Genomic DNA, 22,712 nt, shown 5'->3' on the forward strand with positions numbered 1-22,712 from the left:
GTGGGGGGCCGGGGAGGTGGGGCTGGCGGGTCTTTGGTGGTTTTACTCACCGGACGCCACTCAAACGGCGGGGGCCCCGGCCCCCCCCCCGCCCCCCCCCCCCCCCCCCGGGGCCCCACGCGTTGATGCACCTCAGCCCGCCGACCCTGGCGGAAGGGTCGGGTTCAGGAGATTCTCAGGCGAACCTTCCTGAGCCGGCACCGTGGGCGATCCGCCGGGGGGCGGGAAGTCGTACGACTCCGCTGCGGGGGCCGTCTGTGTCGCGGGGGGCGCGACGTCTGTCTCGTCGGCGGACGGAGGCGAAGCGGCCGCATCGTCGGCGGATGGAGCAGGCGAAGCGGCCACGGTCGCATCGTCGGCTGTGGCTGTGACTGTGGCAGGGGAAGAGGCCGACGGGGTCGCGTCGTCGGCTGGACCCTCGGCGAGCGCCGCCACCATCTGCTCGAACGACTTCTTCGCCGCCCGAACCTGACCGACCGACATGCCCAGCCGCTCGGAAGCCTCCTGCGCGGGAACTTCGGTGTCGAGCATCTCCACCACGAGCGCGTCGAGCTTCTGCCGCTTCTCGACCAGCTGGCTGTTCCGCTCCTCACGGAGCTTGGCGACGCGACGCTCCGTCTCCGCGTCGAAGTCGTCGATCTCTTCCTGAATCAGGATCGCTGCCTCGGCGATGCGAAGACGCTCGTTCTCCAGCTCCCGGAACCGCGCCGCCTTCTCCCGCGCGGCCTCCCTTGCCAGCACTGCCTTCGACCTGCGTTGCGGCTTCTGCGCCATGTGCTGCTGCACCTCCGTGTCATGTGACTGCTCCGCTCATTCTGCCTGCTGCGGCCCGCTCTCCCGTGGCCGCCCGCCCGGGTGCCCTCGGCGTGGCGGGGACCAGAGCCGTTGCGGGGAGATGCGGCCGAAGGTGCACCCGCACCACAGGTGACAAGCCAGGCGGATGCCGGCGCGCGAGCTGAGGCCAGTTCTCGTGACACCGCACGTGCCCGTGCGCCGTTCCTGGCGGAAGGGTGCATGCCGCGCCGCAGGCGCAAGGGCCGTTGTCGCGCCGACCGCGCGTGCCCGCCCGATGCAGCGGGCCATGCGTCGGCATCGCCCGTGTCGCGCCGCAGGGGTGATGCGGGCGAGTGCCGGGGCCGGGCCCCCCCGCCCCCCCCCCGGGGGGGGGCGCGGGGGGGGGGGGGGGGGGGGGGGGGGCCCCCCCCCCCCCCGCCCGGGGGGGGGGGCGGCGCCGGGGTGCGGCGGGCGGGTGCACCCGCGACGCTGGAAGTACCGCATGTGAAGGAGGGCGGGCCGATGCGGGGCAACTGCACCGCGGCCGCACCGACATCGTCGGTGCGGCCGCATCCACCTGCACGGAGCGAGCGCATGGGCCCGCCCGTCTGTAGTGCACGTACGACGCACCGCCGTGCTGGCGACGAGCAACGAGGCGCTGCGGCAGCGATACGCCACGTCGTCTCGGCTCAGCACCTGACGCGTCCACAGGTGACGCTGCCGGTACGCCTTTCCACAGCCATGTCCGGAGGACCTGACTATGGAAAGCCGCCAGACGAAGTCTGTGACCGTCCTGCTCTTTCAGCACGTCGCCGTCCAGCCTCACCGTGATCGTCGCAAGCTCCTCCACGTCTCGTCTGGACGCGCAACGTGCTTCAAGATCATTACGGTCACACCTCTTGCATTATGAATGTCCCAGGTAAGATCCACCGCATGATGACCGTCCACAAGCTCAGCGCTGGGGACGGGTATGCCTACTACATCAGCGAGACCGTGAGCGCCGACCAGCAGCGCGAACGGGGTCAAGAGCTGGGCGATTACTACACCGCCAGCGGCAATCCGCCCGGCCTCTGGATGGGCTCCGGCATCGAGGCCCTGGGCGTCTCAGGCAACGTCACCGAGGCACAGATGAAGGCCCTTTACGGTGAGGGCCTCCACCCGGATGCGGACCGCATCATCGCCGATCGCATCGCCGCCGGAGACACGCGGAAGCAGGCGATGCGGGCCGCGAAACTGGGCCGCAAGTACATGACGTTCGTCGAGAAGGACACTCCGTTCGGGCGCAAGCTCACCGAGGAACTGGAGACCTTCAAGCGGCTGCACCACCGCGAGCCGAACGCCAAGGAACGGGCGGAGCTCCGGGGCAAGGCCGGGGCCGTGCACTTCCGTGCGGAGCACGGCCGCAGCCCTGCATCGAAGGAAGAACTGGGCCGGTTCATCAAGGAGCAGGAGGGCGGCAAGCAGCGCAATGCAGTCGCCGGATACGACCTGGTTTTCAGTGCACCGAAGTCCGTCAGCGTCCTCTGGGGGCTCGGGGACGACAGCGTGCGCAAGCTGGTTGAGCAGGCCCACGTGCAGGCCCTCACTGAGACCCTGGAGTGGCTGGAGCAGAAGGCCGCGATGACCCGCACGGGCACCAACGGCATCGCCCAGGAGGACATCGCCGGCGGCCTCATCGCGACCCGGTTCCGCCACTACAGCAACCGTCTCGGACAGGCCATGCTCCACGACCACGTCGTGGTCAGCAACAAGGTCCAGGGGCGTGACGGCAAGTGGCGTGCCCTGGACGGGCAACTGCTCTTCATGCAGGGCGTCGCCGCCAGCGAGCTCTACAACCAGCGCGTCGTCGAGGGCGTGTGCGAGCGTCTCGGCCTGCGCGCCGAAGCCCGCGAGGTGACCCCCGGAAAGCGTCCGGTCATGGAGATCGCCGGCGTCGGCCTGGACCTCATCGAGGCCCACTCAGGCCGGGCCATCTCCATCAAGGAGCGCACCGCCGAACTGGTCGAGGAGTACCGCGAACGGCACGGCTACGAGCCGTCGGCCAAGGCCCTGCTCGCCATCACGCAGCAGGCGACGCTGGACACGAGGCCGGACAAGGAGGCGGCCAAGCCGCTGTCCGACCTCCGTGACGAATGGCGCCAGCAGGCCATCGAGGCGTTCGGCGCCAAGCGGATCGACGGGCTGCTCGAAACAGCCCGAGCGGCGGCCGCCCAGGCCCGGCCCAGTGCCGAAGCCGTGCCCCATCTCGACATCGACAAGGCCGCGCGGGAGGTCCTGGAAACCGTCTCCGACCACCGCAGTGTGTGGGGCCGCAGGCAGGTCCTGGCCGAGGCCCGACGGTGGGTCCTTCAGGCCACGACAGGCGCGGCACCGGGCGGTGATCTGGCCGACCGGATCACCGAGCGGGTCCTGGGAACCCAGAGCATCGACATCACCCCGCCGGACCTGAACCCGGCCTTCGCGCCCCTCACCCGGGACGACGGCAGCAGCATCTACCGGCGCCGTGAGAGCGAGCTCTACACGAGCGCCGCGGTCCTCGCAGCCGAGGACCGGATCGTCGCCGCCGCCCGCACGCGAGTCATCCCCGCAGTCTCCAGCGAGGTGTACGCGGCAGTCGAGGCGGCCTACCAGGAGGCCAACCCGAACCGCCGCCTGGACGCCGGACAGCGCGCGCTCGCGCGGACCTTCGCAACGTCCGAGCGCCTCGTCGCGGCGGGCATCGGTCCCGCCGGCGCGGGCAAGACCACCGCCATGAAGGTGGCCGCCGACGCGGTCCGCGCCAGCGGCGGCCGCGTCATCGGCATGGGCCCCTCGGCCCGCGCCGCCGCAGAGCTCTCCGCCGGTCTTGAGGCACCCGCATTCGTGATGCACGACTGGCTCGGAGCACGCGAACGCGCCCAGGCGGGCAAGCGGATCGGGCCCGAATACGCCCTGGGGGCCGGGGACGTCATCATCGTCGACGAGGCGGGCATGGCGGGCAGCAAGCGGCTGGCCGCCGTCATCGCTGAAGCCGAGCGCGCGGGCGCTGTCGTGCGCCTGATCGGAGACCCCTTCCAGCTCTCCGCCGTCGAGAGCGGCGGCGCCCTGCGCCTCCTGGCAAACACCACCGACGTGGTCGAGCTGGAGAGCGTGCACCGCTTCCGCACCCCCGGCGAGGCCGCCGCATCCCTGACCCTGCGCAGCGGCGAACCCGACGCCGCATGGACCTGGTACCTGGACAACAACCGCGTCGTGGCCGGCACCCGGGAGCAGATGGTCCACCAGATTTTCGCTGACTGGCAGAGCGACATCGAGGCCGGGCGCACGGCCCTGATGATGGCCGACGACAACGCGAGCGTCGCCGAGCTGAACGCGCTCGCCCAGGCGTACCGGATGGGTGCCGGACAGCTCGACACGAGCCGCACCGTGGCCGTGCGCGAAGGCGTCGAAGCCCACCGCGGCGACCTGATCGTCACCAGGAAGAACGCCCGCACCAACCTGCTCAGGAGCGGCAAGGACTTCGTCAAGAACGGCGACCAGTGGCAGATCACCCAGGTCCTGGACAACGGTGACATCGAGGTCCGCCACACCGACCACGGCGGGCGCACCGTGCTGCCGACCGAGTACGTCGCCAAGCACGTCGAGCTGGGCTACGCGAGCACCGGCCACCGCGGCCAGGGCGCCACCGTCGACACCGGCAGCGGACTCCTCACCCGCCGTACCGCCCGTGAGTCGGCGTACGTCCAGACCACCCGGGGGCGCCAGGAGAACAGGCTCTACGTCGTGCTCGATGAGGGCATGACGATGCGCGACGTCCTGGACACCATCGCCCGGAACTCGCAGGCATCCGTCTCCGCGACCGAGGCCATCCGGGCCGAGCAGGACCGCGCTTGGGGCATCGGCCAACTGGCCGCCGAGTACAACGACGTGCACGCCCGCGCGCTGTCCCTGCGCTACCAGGGCATGGCCCGCAACGTCCTCGGGTTCGAGGCCGAGTCGATCATCGCTGAAGATGCCTGGCCGGCGGTCGAGCGCGCGCTGCGCGACGCCGAGCGTGCTGGATTCGCGCCCGAACGCATCCTCTCCACCGCCTTCTACGAGCGGGATTTCGCGGACGCCGAGGACAACGCCGCCGTACTGAGCTGGCGCATCGACAACCACGTGGCGGAGGCCCGCGACACCCTGCGCCGCCTGGAGGAGCAGGGCGTCACCCGCCCGTTGAAGGACCTCACCGACGCACAACTGGACAGCCTCGCGGAGCGCGCCGGCGAACGCCGCACCCAGGCCCTGGACGAGCTGCGCCGCGCGGACGCCCGGGTGGACAGTCAGCCCCGCCCGGTTGTCGTCGACGGTCTGCCCGTTCCGGCCTGGCCCGGCCGGGAGCACGGCGATCTCACCCGCGCCCAGCTCTCCCAGGCCATCGCCCAGGCACGACGTGACGGCCGGATGGCGGGCCGGGAAGGCGACCGGGAGGAAGCCCGCGCGGCCGCGCTTCGGCTCGGCGCGCTGAAGGAAGAGCAGCGCCTTCGCTCCTCGATGGACTGGCGGGACCGCGCCCGTGAGGAATGGCAGCGTGAGCCCGGTATCGGCCATGCCCACACCGCCGGCATGGACGGCGAAGCCGTCGCCGCCGAGATGCGCGCCAACCTTCACGACCAGGACGAGGCACGCCAGAAGCTGGACCGCGCCGCAGTCGTCGACCAGCGCGTGCAGGCCGAACTGCGCCTGCGCCGACTGCTGCCCGACGGCCCCGCGCCGACGCCGGACAACACCGGTCCGCTGCCGGAGTGGCTGACCCCGCGCGAGGTCGAGCGTGACCAGCACGCCCCCATGTCCTGGCTGGAGCACCTGAACGCTCGCCGCCAGGTCATCGACGCCCGCCTGACGCAGACCGGCCAGGCCCTAGCCGCCGATCCGCCCGCCTGGGCCAAGGATCTGGGGCCGGTCCCGTCACCCGGCACCGAACTGCGTGAACTGTGGGAGAGGACCGCCGCTCTCGCGGACGCGTGGAGGACGCAGCGTCAGTTGCGCGATTCCGAGAACGGCATCGGCGGCCAGCCCGTCGGCGGCCGAGACGCGGATGCCTGGCAGGTTCTGCACGACCAGGTGGCCGAGGTCGGACGCCGGGCCCGTGCCACCGAGGCCGCCGCCCGCCGAGGCGACGCGCTCGCCGACACCTGGACCACCCCGGACGCCGCGACCTCCCGGGACACGAGCACTGCGCCCGCGCCCGTCGCGGTCGCAGAGGAGAGCATCGAGCCGACGGAGACGGTCATGGAGGAAGGGGAGGACCTGGCCCTCGCGCCCGAGCCGCAGCAGGCAGTTGAGCCGGAGGCCGCGCCCACCGTCGAGGAGGAGCCGGCGGAGGTGGTCCGTGAGGACGAGCAGCTCGCCGAGCCCTTCGTCCAGGCGGTCCGCGAGGACGTCGACGAGGCGGCGGTCGCGCCCGCCGACGAGAACGAGGTGGTCGATGCGGCTGCCGACGTCGAGCTGCCTGCCGACGTCGAGCGGACCGAGGAGGTGGAGCCCGCCCGGCCCGAGGACACGCGCGCCGAGCCGCCCGCGCCGGAGTTCACCGTTCCCGAGGAAGATCCGCAGCAGTCCGTCCCCGCGTCCGACGCGGGGGAGATCCGCACCGGTGACGACCAGGTGGCCGCCGAGGACCCGCAGCGCAGGGACGAGGAGGACCGGCAGGAAACCGCGCCGGCCGTCGCCACGTGGGAGACGCGGCCATACGGCGCTCTGCCCGACTCCGCGCTCTCCGACGCCCTGGCCCAGACCGTGGAAGCGGCGGCCGCCGCCCAGGAACAGGCCGCCGCCCAGGAGGCACGTGCCGCCGAGCTCCTCGCGGCCATCGCCCCCGGCGGCCCGGTGGAGCAGAACGTCAACGCGCGCGCCGAACGCGTCCAGGCCATCCAGGACCTGCGGGCATCGGCGGGCCAGCTGGAGCAGCTCAGCGACCAGGCAGAGCGGCAGCGCGACGAGATGCGTCGCATCGAGGCGCGGCTGGAGGAGAAGAACCGGCTGGGCAGGCCCGCGGTGCGCGGTGAGGAGCGGCAGCAGATGGAGACGAGCCTGGGTCGTCTGCGTACGGCGGTCGAGGACACCACCACGGCGATCGAGAGCACCCGGCGCCAGGAGGAGGAGAGCCGCCGGGCGGCAGGCAACCCGGCGGAGCATGACCGGGTCCTGGCCGACTGGGAGAAGGCGGGCGGATCGCGGGAGGCCGTGCTGGAGCGCACCGTGGCCGCGCGCCAGCGCCGCGCGGAGAACGCGCTCGCGGAGGCCGGCGCGGCCCGGAACCGTGTGGGCCAGCTCGACGGTGCCGCCGCGCAGCTCCGGCAGGAGATGAACCTGCGCGATGCCCAGCCGTACGCGCAGCGCATCGCGGAGGACGCCCAGCGTCTCCAGGTGCAGCAGCAGGCCCTGGCGGCCGAGCAGCAGCGTCAGCAACAGCAGCAGGGACCGCAGATGCCCGGACCGGACCAGGGGCCCAGCCGGGGCACCCCGAAGGCGTAGCCGGACGTAGAGCGGCGCCCCACTGAACTTCGGTGGGGCGCCGCTCTATGTGTGGGGGTCGGTCAGCCTTGCGCCTTGGCCGCCTCCGCGGCCCGCGCGGCCGCCACCATCCGGGACACCTCCGCCTGCGCCGGGTGGTGGGCCGGGGCTGTGAGGAACTCGGGCTCGCCGTCCATCCACTGCTCCAGGAGCTCGCCGTCGGGCTTGGGCCGCGGCGGCGGGTCCTGATGGGTGCCGTTGGCCTGGCAGCCGGGGCTCCCCAGGTGCGGCGTGAGCGAGTGGAGCGAGGTGAGCCACTCGATCTCGGCCCGGGTGGACATCTTGGCCGGGTCGCCCGCGTACGTACGGACCCACGCCAGGAACAGGGCGGTCAGGTGCTCGACGATGTCCTCGTGCCGGTGCCAGCACTTCGGCATCTTCGAATGCAGCTTGGGGTGGGCCGTCAGCAGCCAGTCGACCCAGCCGGTCAGCTCCAGCAGCCGCGCCTCACGCTCTTCCGGTTCCATGGCCCGCCACACCCAGCGGGTGATCGGCTCCGGCTTGCTCTCCTCGCCGTTCACGGCACTCGGCCCCGCGGCCGGCGGCGCCACGGCGGTGGGGTCAGACATCGGACGCCTCCAGGGCAGTCGGGGCGGACTTCGTCAGCGACGGGCCCGGGGCGGGCCGTGCCAGCCACTTCATCAGGTCCTCGTCCCGCCAGGTGAGCCGCATGTTCACCTTCACCGGCGGCAAGTTGCTGTACTGCGCGATGGCCGTGAACTTCGGCATCTGCATCAGCTCGTGGATCGGCGCCAGGTCCGTCTCGACCTGGGTGGTCGACGAGGAGCTCTGTCCGCGGCCCGTCGACTTCGTGGTGCGCTCCACGTACGTACGGCCGTAGATGCCGGAGAAGTGGCGCAGGGTCTCGGGGTCGCCGCAGCCCGGCAGCAGCATCCGCAGCCCCGAAGCGCTGAGCACGGTGTTGGCGGCGTCGTGCCCGAACCGGGTCCGCAGCTGCGACAGGTCGTGCCAGACGGTCAGCACGGTGATGCCCATGCCCCGGCCCGTGGTGAGCACTCCCGGCAGTCCGGGGTAGCGCAGCATGTTGCCGGCCTCGTCGACCATGACACCCAGGCCGGGGGCGAGGGGGACGCCGGTGCGAAGGTAGCGCTGCTCGGCGCCGTGGATGATCGACGCGATGATGGCGGTCAGCAGCGGCGCGTACCGCTCGGCATCCGAAGGCGCGGCGACCAGGCAGACGGTCGCGTTCTCGTCGAGCAGCTGCTCCACCGTGAAGTCGGTGCCGGACGCGGTGGCCCGCACCTCCTCGTCCCTGTAGACGCTCGCGATCACGTTCAGCGTGAACTGGATGCTGCCGATGCCGTCGTCATGGAGCGTGACCCAGGGCCGGGAGTAGTCCAGGGCGACCTCGGGGTACTGCGGTTCGAGGACCGCCTTGACGTGCTCGACCGCGTCCTTGCCCAGGGCCAGCCACTCCCGGAACGCGTTGATGCCGCCGCCGGTGATGTTGGCGGCGAGCAGCAGGCCCTTGAGGATGCCGCGGGCCTGGTCGATCCAGGGGGCGGCGCGCTTGTCGTGGCCGGAGGTGGAGGCGTTGGCGAGCCACTCCGCCATTCGGTCGGCCGACTTCGGGTCCTTGGCGTAGTCGACGGGAGACCACCGGGCGGTCCTGCGGCCAGGGATTCCCGCCGGGGCGATGACGTACACCGGCCCCAGGTGCCGACGGCTCTCGTAGATCACATCGAGGTCCGCGGCCTTGACGGTGGTCACGACCAGCGGGCCCCTCCATTCGGCGGCGTTGCCGAGGACCAGGCCGGTCGTCTTCGTGGAGCCCGGGACGCCGAACACGGTCGCGCTGATGTTGGGCTCCGCGGCGAGGATCTTCTTCGTGAGCTGTCCCCGCCCGGCCGTGATCCGGTTCGGCCGGTTGACCGGGTCGGGATCGACGGCGAGTTCCTTCTCCGTCTTCACCCCGCCCCACTGGGCGCCGCCGAGGTCCTTTTTGCCGCCGAAGGCGCGAAGCAGCACGGCCGCCGCGACGATCAGGAGGACGACGAAGAGGACGACCACGAGCCAGAACGCCCAGGTGGGAGGAGCTGGTTCGTAGACCGCTCCAGGACCCTGGCTGACGGTCAGGAGGATGGTTTCGGGCAGGCTCTTGCTGGACGTCGCCCACCCGTTGCCGGTCACCAGCCCTGCCACGGGCGCAGCCGCCAGCACGATCGCGCTGGCGCCGAGGACGAAGCCGATGCCGAGGGCGGCTAGGAGGGTGTTGTCGTCCATGCTCTTGTCGTTGGCCACTCAGACCACCATTCGTTCGTCTGTCTCGAACAGCTCCTGCTCGATGTGGCTGAGCATCAGCTGGACGGCGTGGCTCCCGCCGCCGCGGCCCACCTTCCACAAGGCGCGGCCGCGCTGGCCGGCTCCCCAGCTTCCGATCAGCTCGCACTCGGCGTCTGTCAGGCCGATCGCCTCGCGCGTGATCTGGAGCGGCTTGGTGTCCTGGGCCAGCTGGATGCGGGTCTCGCAGGACGCGATTAGGTCCTTGGCGATGGCCACGGCCTCCGAGCCGGCCGCACCCACGGACTCGAAGTCGCTTAGGCGGTGCGTGGCCAGTAGCTGGATCGTGCCGGTCGCGCGGCTGAGCCGGAGATCGGCGTCGATCTTGCGGACCATCGCGGCGCCGCCGGATCGCATCTGCCGCCACAGCTCATCGCGCACGACGATCCAGGGACGCTCGCCGGGGCGGTCGATCGCCGACTGCGCCCAGGAGGAGACACAGGTCAGGACCATCGCCACGGTCTCGTCGCCGTACTGCTCCAGGGCGGAGATGTCGACGCTCTGGATCGGGGCGTCCCAGTCCAGGCCGATCGAGGTCTGCTCGTCGAACAGGCCGCCCAGGTGGCCGGTGATCATCCCGCCGAGCGCGGAGCGCAGGGACGCCATGTGTTCCCGGGCGAGCTGAATGTCGTCGTCCCGTACGCGCAGCTCCCGCGCCATGGCCTGGCTCGGGTCCCGCAGCTTGGCGTAGACCAGCGGGAGGGTCGGCACGCTCAGGTTGCTCTGCCCGTGCAGCTCACCGGTGACCTCCCGGACCGCGACGTCCAGGCACTCCTCCTCCTGCGGCTGGAGGTTGCGCCGCAGCTGGAGCTCCAGCAGGGCCTTCAGCAGGGTCAGCCGCCTGCGGTGGATCTCCTGGAGGCGCGCTTGGAGCACGGCCTGGTCCCTTATGTTCTCCAGGTCGTAGCCCAGGGGACCCGCGTCCAGGGGGTTGAGCCGGCCCGGCAGGCCGGGGCCGAGCCGGACCGGCTCGACCCCGAGGTGCTCGCACAGCCTCTTGTACTCGCCCTTGACATCCCCGGCGATCAGCGTGCGGTGGCCCAGGGCCATCAGCCGGAAGCACAACGCCTTGATGTGCGCCGACTTACCCGAGCCCGGAATGCCGGTGATCATGACGTTGGGGTTGGTGGCGAGGCCCTCCTTGACCCAGGCGGCCGGGTGCGCCGAGAACGCCTGCATGGTGAGGGTGTTCCACCCCATGTAGACGCCGATCGGCGGGAGGCTCGCCGCGTGCAGGAAGGGATAGATCCCGCTAGCCCGCTCGGTGTCGGCCCGGAAGACCTCGGCTTTCGCCAGCGAGGCGGCCCGGCCCGCGAAGGGCTGTGCCCAGCCCTTCCGCGGGGCGATCCGCATGGCCGCCTCGGGACTCTCCAGCAGGCGGGACCGGCGCAGCTCCCGTGCGGAGAGCTGCTTGGGGATCGGCGCACGCTCCATCTCGTCGAGGAAGTCCGCGAGGCGAGATGCCTTCAGCTTCGTGTCGTCGCCGGCGTCACCACGGCGGAAGAAGAAGCTCATCAGATGGCCATCCTGCGGTCGGGCAGGCCCTGGCCGAGCGGCAGGGCGGCGACGGTGAACGCGTCGTCCTGGGCGCCCCACACGCGCCTGATCTCCAGGCCCGCGGACGAGGCGTCCGCTTGGAGCTCGGCGCAGGCCGTCTCCAGCTGCTCCAGGTCGGTCACCGTGACGGCGATCAGCGCCGTCAGGCGGACGACACCGTGGCCGCTGGCACGGGCCACGTCCTGAGCCCGTGCGGTCATCGCCTCGCGGCGCTCGTCCTCACTCTCCGCCCGGCCGGTCTTGGCCCGCAGCTTCCTCGCTGCGTCTCGCTTGGTCTTCTCCCGCGCCAGTTCCTGCCGAGCCTTCGCCGGGCCGATCGGCTCGTACACCAGGGTCAGCGAGCGCCGTGCGTTGCTGCGGGGGCGGAGCAGCGGCTGGAGGAAGGTGGCGTACACCTCCGACTGGGGGAAGTCGCGGACCTGGTAGCTGACGGTCCATGCGCCATCGTGCTTGTAGAGGCCCCAGACGGTTTCCGTGGCCGCCGGCCCCGCGAGTTCCGGGGTGACGCCCTTCGCGGCGCCTTCCCAGTTCGGGTCGTCCGCCGCGGTGGCGCGCGCGGACAGCGCCAGTTGCGCCTCCGGGTCGAAGGCCGTGCGGATCACCTGCGCGACACCGCGGGGCGGGAGCCACTCGACGACCTGGAGACCGGCGCTCGACAGGGAGCCCGACATGGCGTTGATCTCGCGGACGAGAACGGCAGCGGCGCCGATCTGGCCGCCGCCGGCGCCCTTGATGGCGAGCCGTGCGCGCGGAGCGGACAGGGTGATGGACAGATAGGTCTCGCGGATGGTGGCGGCCGGGCCTGCGCCTTCCATCAGCTCGTCGAGTGCCTTCACGGCGACGGCGGGGGCGTCCGGAGAGGTGTGGCGCTCGGTCCACGAGCGCAGGGCGGCCCCGTCGTCGGGCAGGCTGCGCTGGTGGACGGAGATGCGGGTGATTGCCCCGTCCTCCTTGCACTGGGAGCGCAGGAACGCAGCCCAGCCCTTCACGCGGACGTTCTGCCTCTCCGTGTCGATCAGGGCGAGACCGGGGAAGGTGACCCGGCTCACTGCCGTGTAGGTGTTGTCGACCGGGTTGTGCATGATCCCGATCTGGCCGCCGAGCCCGTCGGGGGCTTCCAGCAGGTGAAGCCGGGCAAGACGTCCGGGCAGGTCCATCGGCTGACTGCCGTCTTTGGCCCGGGGAGCAAAGACCCCGGAGAAGAAGAGGTTGCGGTTCGTTGCCACTGCGATCTGGTGCCTTACTGCGAGGACGATCCATTCATCTGCCGACAGGCCGAGTACGCGGCCGTACGCGAGCAACAGCAGCAGGGCGGCCATGGGCAGGGCGAAGAAGGCCGAGCCCCACGAGCGGGTGTAGATGGGGATGAGAGCGATGACCGCAGAGGAGGCCACCAGGGCGAACCCCAGGCCGCTCAGGTTCCCCATGAAGCCGCTGCGTTCCGACTGCCAGCCGCCGTAGAGAGCCGGTTCGGTGTTGGACACAGGGCGTCAGCTCCCTTCGGTTGAGGTGGGCGGAGGCCCGGCCGGGACCTCGCGGCTGCCAGCGTCCGGCGGCCGGGGCGGTGGCGGCGCCGGAGTCTCCTGGTGGGGCGGTTGCGCGGCTGGTTCCGCCGGAGTCGAGGCCGCCGCCGGCGGCGGGCTTTCACTGCCCCGAGGGGATACGACCACGTGTCGGCCGCCCTGGGCGGGTGTGCCGAGGCCCGCGTTGGCCGCCGCGTTCTGGAATGACGACTCGGCCATGTCCTTGCCCATGGCCGCGACCTGGAGCCCGACGCCGACGACCCCGCCGGCCTTGCCCATGAAGCTGCCGCTCTTGGTGCCCTTCATGGCCTTGGACCAGAAGCCTCCGCCGCCTCCGCCGTCTGCGGCGGCGGACGTGGAGTTCTCGCCTTCCAGGGCCTTGGTGTAGTTGGCGCCGCCGCCGGAGGTGCCGGCGCCGCTGAGCGAGGGCTGGTTCCCGCCGAACATGGAGCTGACGGAGCTGCCGACGCTGCTGATCATCCCGGAGGCCGTGCTGTTGCCGTCGCCGTTGCTGGTGATCGTGATGAATTTGGCCAGCACGGGCCAGCTGGTGCCCGCGACGATGAAAATGATCAGGCCGACGATCACGTTGCCGACGCCTTCGGCGGACGACATCGAAGAGAATCCGATGCTGAAGACGAGGACGATCGTCGGCTTCATCAAGATCAGCGCGATGAGCGCGTTCCGCGTCTTCGGCCACCAGTCCTTCGTGGAGTCCGACATGGAACCGGCCAGGGCGATCGGGGTCATCACGAGCAGGATCATGATCCCGGCCTGGCGGACCAGCATCTCAATCCACAGCGCGCCGATGGCGAGGATGCACAGGATCGAGATGATGATCACGAAGCCCACCGCAGTCGGGGCGATGCCGCTGCCGGCGATCAGCGCACCGCCCGCCGCCGTGGCGCCTCCGCCGACGAGGCCCGCAAAGAGCGCGCCGAGCTGCTTCTCCATCGCCTTGGACGCGTCGCCGTTGGGGCTCCCGCTGTCGAAGGTGTAGTTGATCAGCGCCGTCGAGAGGGTGTCCGACCAGTCGAGAGCCACCTTCGTGGCGAAGAGGTACACGCCGAGGATGACCCCGTACTTCGCCAGGCCGACGACGGCAGTGACCAGCGGTCCGCCCGACTGGGAGACCGCCAGCTTCGAGAACTGCACGAGCAGCATGAAGGTCGCGATGATCAGTGACAACCCGGTGGTGATTCCCAGGACCGGGCCGATGCCCGTCTTCGACAGGTCGATGGTGCTGATCTCGTTGAAGGCTACGGCGAACTGCTTCAGCACCCACACCACGGAGTGCCCGAGCATCGCGGCCGCTTCTTCGAGGGCATTGGCCGCCATCTCGGAAATCTTGCCGGCCACCCAGTCCAGCGGTGTTTTCGCGGGCAGCGGGTACTTTGCCGCAGCTTCCGCGTTGCACAGCTGGAAGGACTTTTTGTCCGTCTTCACGCATTTGACGAGATATTCGTGGTATTTCTCGTAAGTCGGTGCGCTTTTGTCGGCCGTCTTCTCCCAGCGGGCGAGCTCCCTGAGCTCGAACTCGTTGGCCTCCTCCGGGTCAGTCGACCCTTCGCCGATGCAGACCGACCTGCCCTCGGGGAAGTCCTCGCAGTCCACGGGCGCCCGGCAGTTCAGGCGGTCCTTCTGGTTGGGCGCGTCCAAATCGCAGTACTCGCCGGTCTGCTTGTTGATGCCGATCCGCTGGCCGTGGCTCAACTCCGGCGGATACGGGTCCGGAGGCTTGGCGCCGGCCAGGGCTATCGACATCCCCGACGTCAGCACCAGCAGAACGGTGGCCAGCAGGGTGATCAGACGTGCGAGGTGCCTAACCATCGGCCACCGCCCTCCAGCCCTCCGCCCATGCGTACTTGCTGGCCGGGTCGTAGGCGTGGGGGTACTTCACCTTGGCCGTGTACTGGGTTTCGGTGGTGACCTTCCAGTCGTTGCCCTCCCACTTCAGGACCAGGTTGGTGACCTGGTCCTTCAGTGGGTTCTCGTCGGCTCCTTTGTCGCGGATGGTGGCATACCGGTCGAAGACCATCCAGACATTGACGATGTCTCCGCTGGTGTCGAGGGAGCGCGTGAGAGCCGCCTTCACGTGGGTGCTGAAGGTGATCCCGTCCGGGGTGCCGCCGGAGGGCGGCAGGCCGACGCCCTCGCGTACCTTGCGGACCTCGGTGACACCCTGGTCGATGGTCCCGGGGGAGTCCTTGGAAGCGATGGCAGTCCACTGCTTCCGTGCGATCACGTCGTCCAGGAGGTCGAGGTCCTCCCAGTAAGAGATCGCGGCCGACGTCGCGCCGAGTGAGGAGTGCTCGAACCCTGTACCGATCCCCTCGGCGTTCGACATCGGCTTGAGCCGCGGGATGCTGGGCGCGTTGGCCGGGGTGAACTCCTTGTGGGACGGCGCCGCCGAGCCGCCGCTCGAAGCGACGCTGGGCGCAGCCTTCGGGTCCTGCTTGAGGTCCTCGTCGCCAGCGTTGAGCGTCATGACTCCGAGGACCCCGCCGGCGGCGAGGGCGGCCACGACCGCGGCCCCCATCAGGGCCAGCCGCAACCGTGCCCTGCGGGCCTTGCTGTCGAAGTCCGCCATCACTGCGCCTGCGTCATCGTGTAGAAGCCCCATACCAGGCCGGACGTCACGCCGATGCCGATGCCGGCGATGAGCGACCACACGATGGCGGACTTGCCGCGCGAGGCGAGCTGCGCGCGCTCGCTGTTGTGCCCGATCGCCACGCAGGCCCAGCCGGTGAGGCCGCCCAGCACCGCGAGGGAGAGGCCGACGCCCGCTGTCCAGCCGAGGATCTTGCCGGTCGGGGTCTGGAGCGTCCCGGGCAGGGACGGGGTGAAACCCGGGATGACGGGCGCAGGCGGGTCAGCGGCCAGCGTGACGAAGTCGTGGGCGGTCTGGAGCATCTGGCTCATGACGTGAGGACCCCTTCAGGAGCAGGTTGGGCAGGTCGAACAGGGACTGCTTGAGTGGACAGGCTGGCTGGGGCTGCGGCTGGAGGCAGCGGATCGCCCCATGTGCGGTGCGCCGATGCGAGGACCGCCTTCACCAGGGCGGCGCCGGCTTCCGCCGTACGGCGGCCGAGGCGGTTCGCCTGGGCCAGCCCGTGGTTACGGATGTGCGGATCGAACGGCACGGTGACCACGGCCGACACCTGGGACTGGAGCATGGTGGCGGCTGCCTTCACCGCTGCGGGCAAACGCCCCTCACCCGGTGCGGTCAGCGCCACGACCATGCGCCGGAGCGGCAGCCCCTCGGCGGAGGCGGCTTTGACGGCGGTCTGTAGAGCGGCCACTCCGGGACCGGTCGTTGGGGCGCAGAGCACGGGGATCGCGAAGGGCAGCGAGCACCAGGCGGCCGTCAGGCCGGGCAGGCGCTCGGTGCGCGCGGTGACGATGTCGTGGGCTATCGGGTGGGAGGTGTCGGCCACAGTCGTCTGCCAGCCGCCCCCGGCCGCCAGCTGATACCAGGCAGCCGGCTCGGCGGGCAAGGGCAGAGGGCCGTGGTTCCACTCCCGGTGGTCGGTGAGTACGGCCCACTCACCGCCCGGTCCGATACACCGCGAGGCGGCCGCGTGGACCTGCGCACGGGTGAACGGCTGGTCCGGCGGAACGGACGCCAGCCCCGAGCCAGGACTGCTGGGCCAGGACGGCCACGGCGACGCGAGGCGTGGTGCGGTGTCGAGCACGACGCTGGTGCCCAGAAAGGTCGATGAACAGGCCAGGAGGCCCGCAACAGTTGTGCGGCCGCTGCCGCCGCCCGCGCCCAACACCGGTAGGAACAAACGGCTTCGGGCAGGCAACGTCACGACCGTCGGTGATTTCCTAGCCAACGCTCCCCCGCATTGCAACTGTAACCATCACGGCAATCACTGGATGTGAACACGTGTCCGGAAGTGTATGTCGGGCAGTCGCCACACTAGTGGTGCCCTTGGGGTGCACTGGGTGTCAATTCCTTTATGCGCCAGGCCACTTGTGGTCGTTTGTGAGTCTTGGCTCGTCTTTGAGCCCATATGTGGCAGCTCGTGCGGGTGATCACTCGGCCACCCGTCTTACTTGCTTTGGGGGTGGAAATGTGGTGTGGCAGGGTGACGTTGGTGCCGCCGCAGGGGGACTGGTGAACGGGCAACGTGCCGACGGACCCGCTCCGCCCTCTTGGCGACGGCGCCGACCGGCGCACGGCGTACGCAAGGGGGAGTGGCTTGGAGGCCAAACGGGGGATCGCGCTGCTGGCCGCGGCATTCGTCGTCAGTCCGCTGGCGTTGGGGCTCGGCATCGTCCTTCTCGTCGCAGCATCTGACGATGACGACGGCGGTAGTGGTGGCGGCTTCGAGCTGAGCGCTGGAATGCTGCGCGTGGGTCCGGGATACGTGCCAGCCGAGTACGCAGCGCTCATCGAGAAGGCCGCTGCGGCCTGCGACCAAGGCTTGTCTGCGGGCATTCTGGCCGCCCAGATCAAGGCAGAGTCGAATTTCAATCCCAAGGCCCAGTCGAAGGATCCCAGGACAGGAAAGCCGATCGCTGACGGAATTGCGCAGTTCATTCCGAGCACATGGGCGTCTTCGGGAATCGACGGAAACGGTGACGGTAGGAAGGACGTGTGGGACCCCGAGGATGCCATTCCGTCCCAGGGTAAAATGATGTGCGAACTGCTGAAGACCGCCAAGAAGCATCCGCAATACAACGGGTCACCGATAGAGCTGGCTTTGGCGGGTTACAATGCAGGATGGGGGCGGGTGCAGCAGTACAAGGGCGTTCCGCCGGCCTCTTTCGCCGATGGGCAGACATATAACTACGTCAAGTTCATCCTGGAAACCCAGGCAAAGCTGACCGCTCCGGACGCATCGGGAGACCCTGAGATGTCGGGGGAGTGGACGCGTCCCGTCAACGCTGCGCTGGGAACGCCATACCACCAGTCAGGCGGTATGTGGTCCAGTGGATATCACACGGGTATCGACTTCTCCGCAGGTGTCGGAACGCCGATAAGGGCAGCCGGGCCTGGGAACGTCGTTTCGGCCTCAAGGGTCAACGCCTATGGGCGGCAGGTGATCATCCGTCATGCCGATGGGATGTACACCCAATACGCTCACATGTCGGAGCTGAAGGTATCGGCCGGAGACACCGTCAAAGGTGGCCAGGTCATCGGTCTCTCCGGCGCCGACGGCAACGTATCCGGGCCGCACCTGCACTTCGAGGTACGTACCGGCCCCGAATACGGAACGGACATCAGCCCGGTGCCCTACCTACGCAAGAAGGGCGTCAACATTTAGCCCGCCGGGCACCGAGAGCGCAGCGAACAGGCACCTACCCCGAGGGACCACCGTGCACGACGAAGACCAGCAATTTCGGCCGTGGGGCACCGTGACGCCCGACTTCTGGGAGAGCAGACAGGCTCCGGCTTCCGGTCCCATCACGGACCGTCCAGTCCCGTCGTCGGAGCCCGCCGTCCCGCCCCAGCAGGCCCCGCCGGCCGAGGACACTGGGCGCCCTCCCGCTGTCCTCACCAAGACCGAGACCGTGGAGGAGGTTCAGCGCGAGGCCGCACCGGTAGCCGCAGATGCCGCTCCCGCCCGGCAGGCGGCCGCCGTATTGTCGAGTTCGCCGGAGGACGGGCCGCCCGCGGCTTACCAGTACCGGATAAACGCCGTCGTCGCCTCCTTCGGCCGGCCCGACGACCGCGAGGGCCTGGCGGCCGCGGCCATCGAGGCCGAGAAGCTCGACCAGGAGTTCACCGCGCAGTACGGCCAGCAGCACCCCCACACCGTCCGCCTCCGCGAGATCCGCGGCTGGCTCGCCCTCCTCGCGGGCCAGCCGGCCGTGGCCGCTCGCTGGTACCTGCACACCACCGGACTCCAGATCGCACTGCACGGCGCGGCCCACGCGGAGACCGAAGGCTCCGTGCGGCGAGCCGTCCACACCTGGCAGCAGGTCAAGGACCCCGCCGAGGTCGTGCAGATCGGGGGCGATCTGGTCAAGGTTGTGACCGCCGCGCTCGGAGAAGGCAGCGACGCCGCGCGCTACATCCAGGCCCGCGTCGCCCGATACCAGCAGCCCCCGCAGTAGATCAGCGCCGCCCACCGTGAGCCCCCGGCCCCGCCGGGGGCTCACGTGCGTCCTGGCCGAAACAGCCAGTCCGTCCTCGCCATTGGCCTGAGCCGCTTGACGCTTGTCGGGGTGCCCCGACAAACTCACCTCTTGTCGGGAAACCCAGACAGGGATTGCGGAGGGTATCTGTGACCACGTACAGCACCAGCTACACGGGCACGCAGTGGAAGATCGCGCAGGTCGAGCTGGACCCGGAAACCCGGACCCCTGCGACGACCGTGATGGAGCCGAACGAGTTCGCCGGCCCCACCGCCTTCTGGCCCGACGGCACCACGTCCTACGTCCTGCACTTCAAGGGCGGCCACACCAGCTGGACCGTCGCCGACGAGGCCGACACCGCGCTGCGGGCCCTGGAGGCCCTCCGGGGAGGAGAGGAAATCACCCCAGAGGCGCTCCGGGCGTACCTCCGCGACGTGCGGCGGCTGGAGACGCGCATGACCGCGCTGAAGGAGGAGTTGCTGCTGTTCGCCCGCGAGTCCGGTCCGAACGGTCGGGCCCGGCTGCCCTTCCGGGACATTGGCGAAGAGCTGCGGCAGCACCACAGCACCGTGGCCGAGCGCCACCAGCGCATCCTCGACGGCGACACCGCCCAGTGGCGCGGCTGGCTGACCCAGCACACGGAGCGCGCGTCCATGTACGCCAACGGCGGCGAGCTCCCCAGCCACCCTCAGCCGCAGCGCGAGCACGAGACCGGCGTCTACGACAGCCAGGAGGAGCCGGGGAAGGTGCACGCCCGCTGCCGCTGCGGATGGTCCGGCCCCGCCGGCACCAACACGGTGGCCGCCGCGCGGCAGGGCAAGGCCCATGAGGATGGTCCGAACGCGTGAACCCCGAGGCGGCCGACTGCTTGGAGGCGTGGCGGCCGCCCCGGGGGCCCTCAGTCCCGAAACGACGAAACGAGGAACATCCATGATGACCGACCGGCCCGCATCCGTGCAGGCCCTGGCCTTAACCGGTGCACTCCTGGCGACCTGGGACGCGCTGCATCCTCTGTTCGACCAGTGGTTCCAGAGCAGCAGGGACGCGGCGAACAAGGGCGCCTGCGGGCGCCACCTGGTCTACCGGGACGGCACACCCGTCGGCGAGGAAGTTGAGGGTGAGGACCGCACGGGCCAGCCCACCATGACCGCCACCCGCCTGGGCTGGATCAGCGCGGCCCGGCACGTCGCCAGCTACTCCGCGGGCCAGCTGACGGGAACGGTCCTCCTCACCCGCGTGCTCGGCTACCGCGTGCCCGCCTCGGCGCTGCTCGCCGGCGCGGGGATCAACGCCCTCACCCACCTGGTGATCGACAAACGCCAGCCGCTGCTCTGGCTGGCCGCCAGGGCGGGGAAGAGCGGATACGTCGAGCACTGCACCGTCGTGCGCCGCCTCGATGAGGACGGCGTCGCCCAGGTCGAGGAATCGGGCCCCGGGAGTGCGGCTTTCGAACTCGATCAGGCTCTCCACCGCGCCATCGGCGCCTTCGCCGCCGTCACCACGACGTGGCTGGCCATCCGCTCGATCAAGAAGGGACGTACACGATGACCGAGGACCTGTGGAGCCTTCTGCGCTGGACGTACAAGGTGCAGCGGATGGGGGACGACCTTCGAGTAAGCGATGCCGCCGGCACCACCACGCCCGAGCAGGAGCGGGAATACCGGCTGCACCGCGCCGTGCTCGCTCAGCGGCACCTCGCGGCCGCTGCGGCCACCGAAAGCGACCCCGAGGAGGCCCGCCAGGACGCCGACCTGACCGCGAGTCTGCTGTGGAAGCACGACACCCTGCACGGCAGCCACCGCGGCCCACTCCCCGCGACGCATCCGGGCTGGAAGGCGTCGAACCTTAGCGACTACGTCCGCCAGGAGGCCGACGCGGCGGGCCTGAACCCCTGCTGACCTGCCGCCGCGCACCGAACGCCCCCGCCAGTTCGTGGGGGCGTTCTGCGCGACTGTCTACGCCTTGGGGGACACCAACCCCCGGCCCGGATAGGGGTCCGGAACCTCGTGGAGGGCCGCACCTTGCCGTCCGGCTATCGGGATGCTCACCCCGTGCATCCACCGGTAGAGCTCCTCCCCGTGGTGCGTCCCGTACACGTACCGGACCTTGCTGCTGTCCGGAGCCGGGCTGTTCACACCGCGCACGACTGAGGGGCCCGACGGATCCGTCGGGCCCCTCAGTCGTGCCGAACCGCACCTTTACGCCAGCGCGGCCTCCTTCGCTGTCTCGCTCACATCAGCCGATCGCTGCTGCCCGACGGTGGGCTCTTCGTCCTTCTGGCGCTCCCGGGGAACATCCGCGTCAGGCGCCTGGGCTTCCGCGGCGTGATGCTGCGGTGCGGGCTCCGGAAACGCGGCGGCCGCCTCGCGGCGAGCTCGTGCGGTTTCCGCCTCCATCGCCACACGCCGCAATTCCGGCAGGAGCTGCTTGACGGCCGTACGCACCGCCCCCGGCTTCATGAGGCCCTCCTGCTTTCCGTCGCTGTCGATTCCCAGCCCTGCGGCCTGGCCCAGGGCCATGTTCGCCCGGTAGGCCGCCCCGTTGGCCACCTGGGCATTGGTGTCCAGCACTCTCAGGTCGCCGGCGAGGATCTGTGCCACCAGGGCGTCCCGGAGCTGATCCTTCTTCGGCTTGCTGCTCGAAGCGTCCAACGGCTGAACCGGCTCCGACTGGACGGGAGGCAGGGCGACGGCCGGGGAAGGAGCGGGAGCCGGCGCCGGTGCCGCCGGGGGGCCTATCGGCCCGGCAGCCGCCTCACTGCGTTCCGCGACGGGCGGGGCGACCGGTACGTGCCGGGCCGGAGCGGGACGGGGCTCTCGCGGTGCTTGAGGAGCGGGTACCGAGCGGGGCACCTCCTGCGGAGCCAGCCGGGGCTCTGCTCGTGGCGTCGGCTCTTCCTCGTCCGGCCTCGTGTCCGCTGCTGCGGCCGGCGCAGGCAGCGGCGTGCGCGAGCCGGGGGCGCGGACGTACTGCAAGGTGTCGTGCAGATCCGCACGCCACTGCTTCCACATCTCCCGGGGATAGCCGATGAAGGGAACCCACAGCAGCAGGCTGTAGCCCCGCTCGTGCTTCTTGGTCTTCTTCTTCGGGTACTTCCCCAGGACCAGCTGCTCGACCTTCTTGAGCAAGGACTCCAGGAAGATGGCATACACCAGCGGAGGGATGACCGCGACGAGTTGCCCGCCGAGGGTGGGCGATTCCCCGGGAGCGTGCGGGGTGTGCAGCAGGTTCATCACGGCCGAGGCCACGATGAACCCGACCAGGTAGAAGCGGGTCAGCTGGCTGGAGCGGGCAGTCAACGCCTCGAACAGCCGCAGCAGCGACAGGCCGAGAGCACCGGCGTCCAGCAGGAGAGCGAACCCCGTCGCGGCGGTCAACGATCCTCCGTTGCGGTCGAAGGCGTACGCCTTCTGTGCGCCGAAGCTGAGCCAGGCCGCGATGCCCGCGATGCAGAAGATGATGACGAAGGAGACCGAGAGGCTGATGACCGCGAGGCGCCGACGCCAGGTCTTGCGCCGCTCCTCCGCCAGCTTCTCGCGGTCTTCCGCGGACAGCTTGTCCTGCTCGCGCGTACGCCGGGAACGGAGTACCAGGGCCACGATGCCGAAGACGCAGAGCGCCGCGAAGCCGATGCCGGCGGGCAGCAGGAACTTCTCGTCCATCATCCTCGGGAACCCTTCCCCCGGTTCGTGGCCACCGCGGGCAGGAGGGGCCTGCGGCTGATGTCCGCCGCCTGGTGACGCATGGACACTCCAATCATCGGTTCAGGGGCTTCGGGCTCCATAACCCTAGGGCGCGGCACCCACAGCACCCGCAGCATCCTCCTCCAGCTCCGCAGCCTCAGCCGCCTCTTTTCCCAGGGCGTCGGGACGCCTGTGGACCTGTATCGCGTGATACAGGTCCACAGGGCGCGAAGTTGTATCGCGCGAT

16 protein-coding genes are annotated in these 22,712 nt (G+C 70.2%); 6 read left to right on the forward strand and 10 right to left on the reverse strand.

Annotated elements, in window-relative coordinates; genetic code table 11:
* Positions 1-132: 132 nt before the first annotated feature.
* Positions 133-774, reverse strand: a complete 642-nt coding sequence (locus ACF053_RS29365; RefSeq protein WP_391956782.1) for a hypothetical protein — start codon at positions 772-774, stop codon at positions 133-135.
* Positions 775-1,707: 933 nt separating this feature from the next.
* On the opposite strand from ACF053_RS29365, the gene mobF reads away from it, so the two are divergent.
* Positions 1,708-7,272: a MobF family relaxase gene (gene mobF, locus ACF053_RS29370; protein WP_391956783.1), complete on the forward strand. Its 5,565-nt coding sequence runs from the start codon at positions 1,708-1,710 to the stop codon at positions 7,270-7,272.
* Between the two features lie 62 nt (positions 7,273-7,334).
* On the opposite strand, the gene ACF053_RS29375 is transcribed toward mobF, so the two are convergent.
* The 8 genes from ACF053_RS29375 to ACF053_RS29410 are packed head-to-tail and all read right to left on the reverse strand — an operon-like array spanning position 7,335 to position 16,507.
* Positions 7,335-7,880 (reverse strand): hypothetical protein, encoded by a 546-nt coding sequence (locus tag ACF053_RS29375; RefSeq protein ID WP_391956784.1) that lies wholly within the window; start codon positions 7,878-7,880, stop codon positions 7,335-7,337.
* Positions 7,873-9,555 (reverse strand): type IV secretory system conjugative DNA transfer family protein, encoded by a 1,683-nt coding sequence (locus ACF053_RS29380; protein WP_391956842.1) that lies wholly within the window; start codon positions 9,553-9,555, stop codon positions 7,873-7,875. Before ACF053_RS29380 ends, ACF053_RS29375 begins: the two co-directional genes overlap by 8 nt.
* Positions 9,556-9,573: 18 nt before the next feature.
* Positions 9,574-11,127, reverse strand: coding sequence for a type VI secretion protein (locus ACF053_RS29385; protein WP_391956785.1), 1,554 nt, complete (start codon positions 11,125-11,127; stop codon positions 9,574-9,576).
* On the reverse strand, positions 11,127-12,653 hold the full coding sequence (locus ACF053_RS29390; protein WP_391956786.1) for an SCO6880 family protein: 1,527 nt from the start codon (positions 12,651-12,653) through the stop codon (positions 11,127-11,129). Before ACF053_RS29390 ends, ACF053_RS29385 begins: the two co-directional genes overlap by 1 nt.
* 6 nt (positions 12,654-12,659) lie before the next feature.
* On the reverse strand, positions 12,660-14,522 hold the full coding sequence (locus ACF053_RS29395) for a hypothetical protein (protein WP_391956787.1): 1,863 nt from the start codon (positions 14,520-14,522) through the stop codon (positions 12,660-12,662).
* Complete coding sequence (locus ACF053_RS29400; RefSeq protein WP_391956788.1) at positions 14,515-15,282, reverse strand: hypothetical protein; 768 nt, start codon at positions 15,280-15,282, stop codon at positions 14,515-14,517. Before ACF053_RS29400 ends, ACF053_RS29395 begins: the two co-directional genes overlap by 8 nt.
* Positions 15,282-15,614 (reverse strand): hypothetical protein, encoded by a 333-nt coding sequence (locus ACF053_RS29405; protein WP_391956789.1) that lies wholly within the window; start codon positions 15,612-15,614, stop codon positions 15,282-15,284. Before ACF053_RS29405 ends, ACF053_RS29400 begins: the two co-directional genes overlap by 1 nt.
* Positions 15,611-16,507: a hypothetical protein gene (locus ACF053_RS29410; RefSeq protein WP_391956790.1), complete on the reverse strand. Its 897-nt coding sequence runs from the start codon at positions 16,505-16,507 to the stop codon at positions 15,611-15,613. The genes ACF053_RS29405 and ACF053_RS29410 overlap by 4 nt, the downstream gene beginning before the upstream one ends.
* Positions 16,508-16,900: 393 nt before the next feature.
* On the opposite strand from ACF053_RS29410, the gene ACF053_RS29415 reads away from it, so the two are divergent.
* The 5 genes from ACF053_RS29415 (at position 16,901) to ACF053_RS29435 (ending at position 20,680) form a co-directional block, all read left to right on the forward strand.
* The gene (locus ACF053_RS29415) at positions 16,901-17,968 is read left to right on the forward strand and encodes a peptidoglycan DD-metalloendopeptidase family protein (protein WP_391956791.1); all 1,068 of its coding nucleotides are present in this window, start codon (positions 16,901-16,903) and stop codon (positions 17,966-17,968) included.
* A 319-nt stretch (positions 17,969-18,287) separates the two neighbouring features.
* Entirely contained in the window at positions 18,288-18,761 is a 474-nt protein-coding gene (locus ACF053_RS29420; protein WP_391956792.1) for a hypothetical protein, read from the forward strand.
* A 170-nt stretch (positions 18,762-18,931) separates the two neighbouring features.
* Positions 18,932-19,630, forward strand: coding sequence for a hypothetical protein (locus tag ACF053_RS29425; protein WP_391956793.1), 699 nt, complete (start codon positions 18,932-18,934; stop codon positions 19,628-19,630).
* Between the two features lie 82 nt (positions 19,631-19,712).
* Positions 19,713-20,330: a hypothetical protein gene (locus ACF053_RS29430; protein ID WP_391956794.1), complete on the forward strand. Its 618-nt coding sequence runs from the start codon at positions 19,713-19,715 to the stop codon at positions 20,328-20,330.
* Positions 20,327-20,680 (forward strand): hypothetical protein, encoded by a 354-nt coding sequence (locus tag ACF053_RS29435; RefSeq protein WP_391956795.1) that lies wholly within the window; start codon positions 20,327-20,329, stop codon positions 20,678-20,680. Before ACF053_RS29430 ends, ACF053_RS29435 begins: the two co-directional genes overlap by 4 nt.
* Before the next feature lie 300 nt (positions 20,681-20,980).
* Here the strand turns inward: ACF053_RS29435 and ACF053_RS29440 are convergent, their stop codons facing one another.
* A complete protein-coding gene (locus ACF053_RS29440; protein WP_391956796.1) occupies positions 20,981-22,447 on the reverse strand; it encodes a DUF2637 domain-containing protein in 1,467 nt (488 codons plus the stop codon).
* Positions 22,448-22,712 lie beyond the last annotated feature (265 nt).

It is taken from the genome of Streptomyces kanasensis (assembly GCF_043077165.1).
Lineage (GTDB): Bacteria > Actinomycetota > Actinomycetes > Streptomycetales > Streptomycetaceae > Streptomyces > Streptomyces changanensis.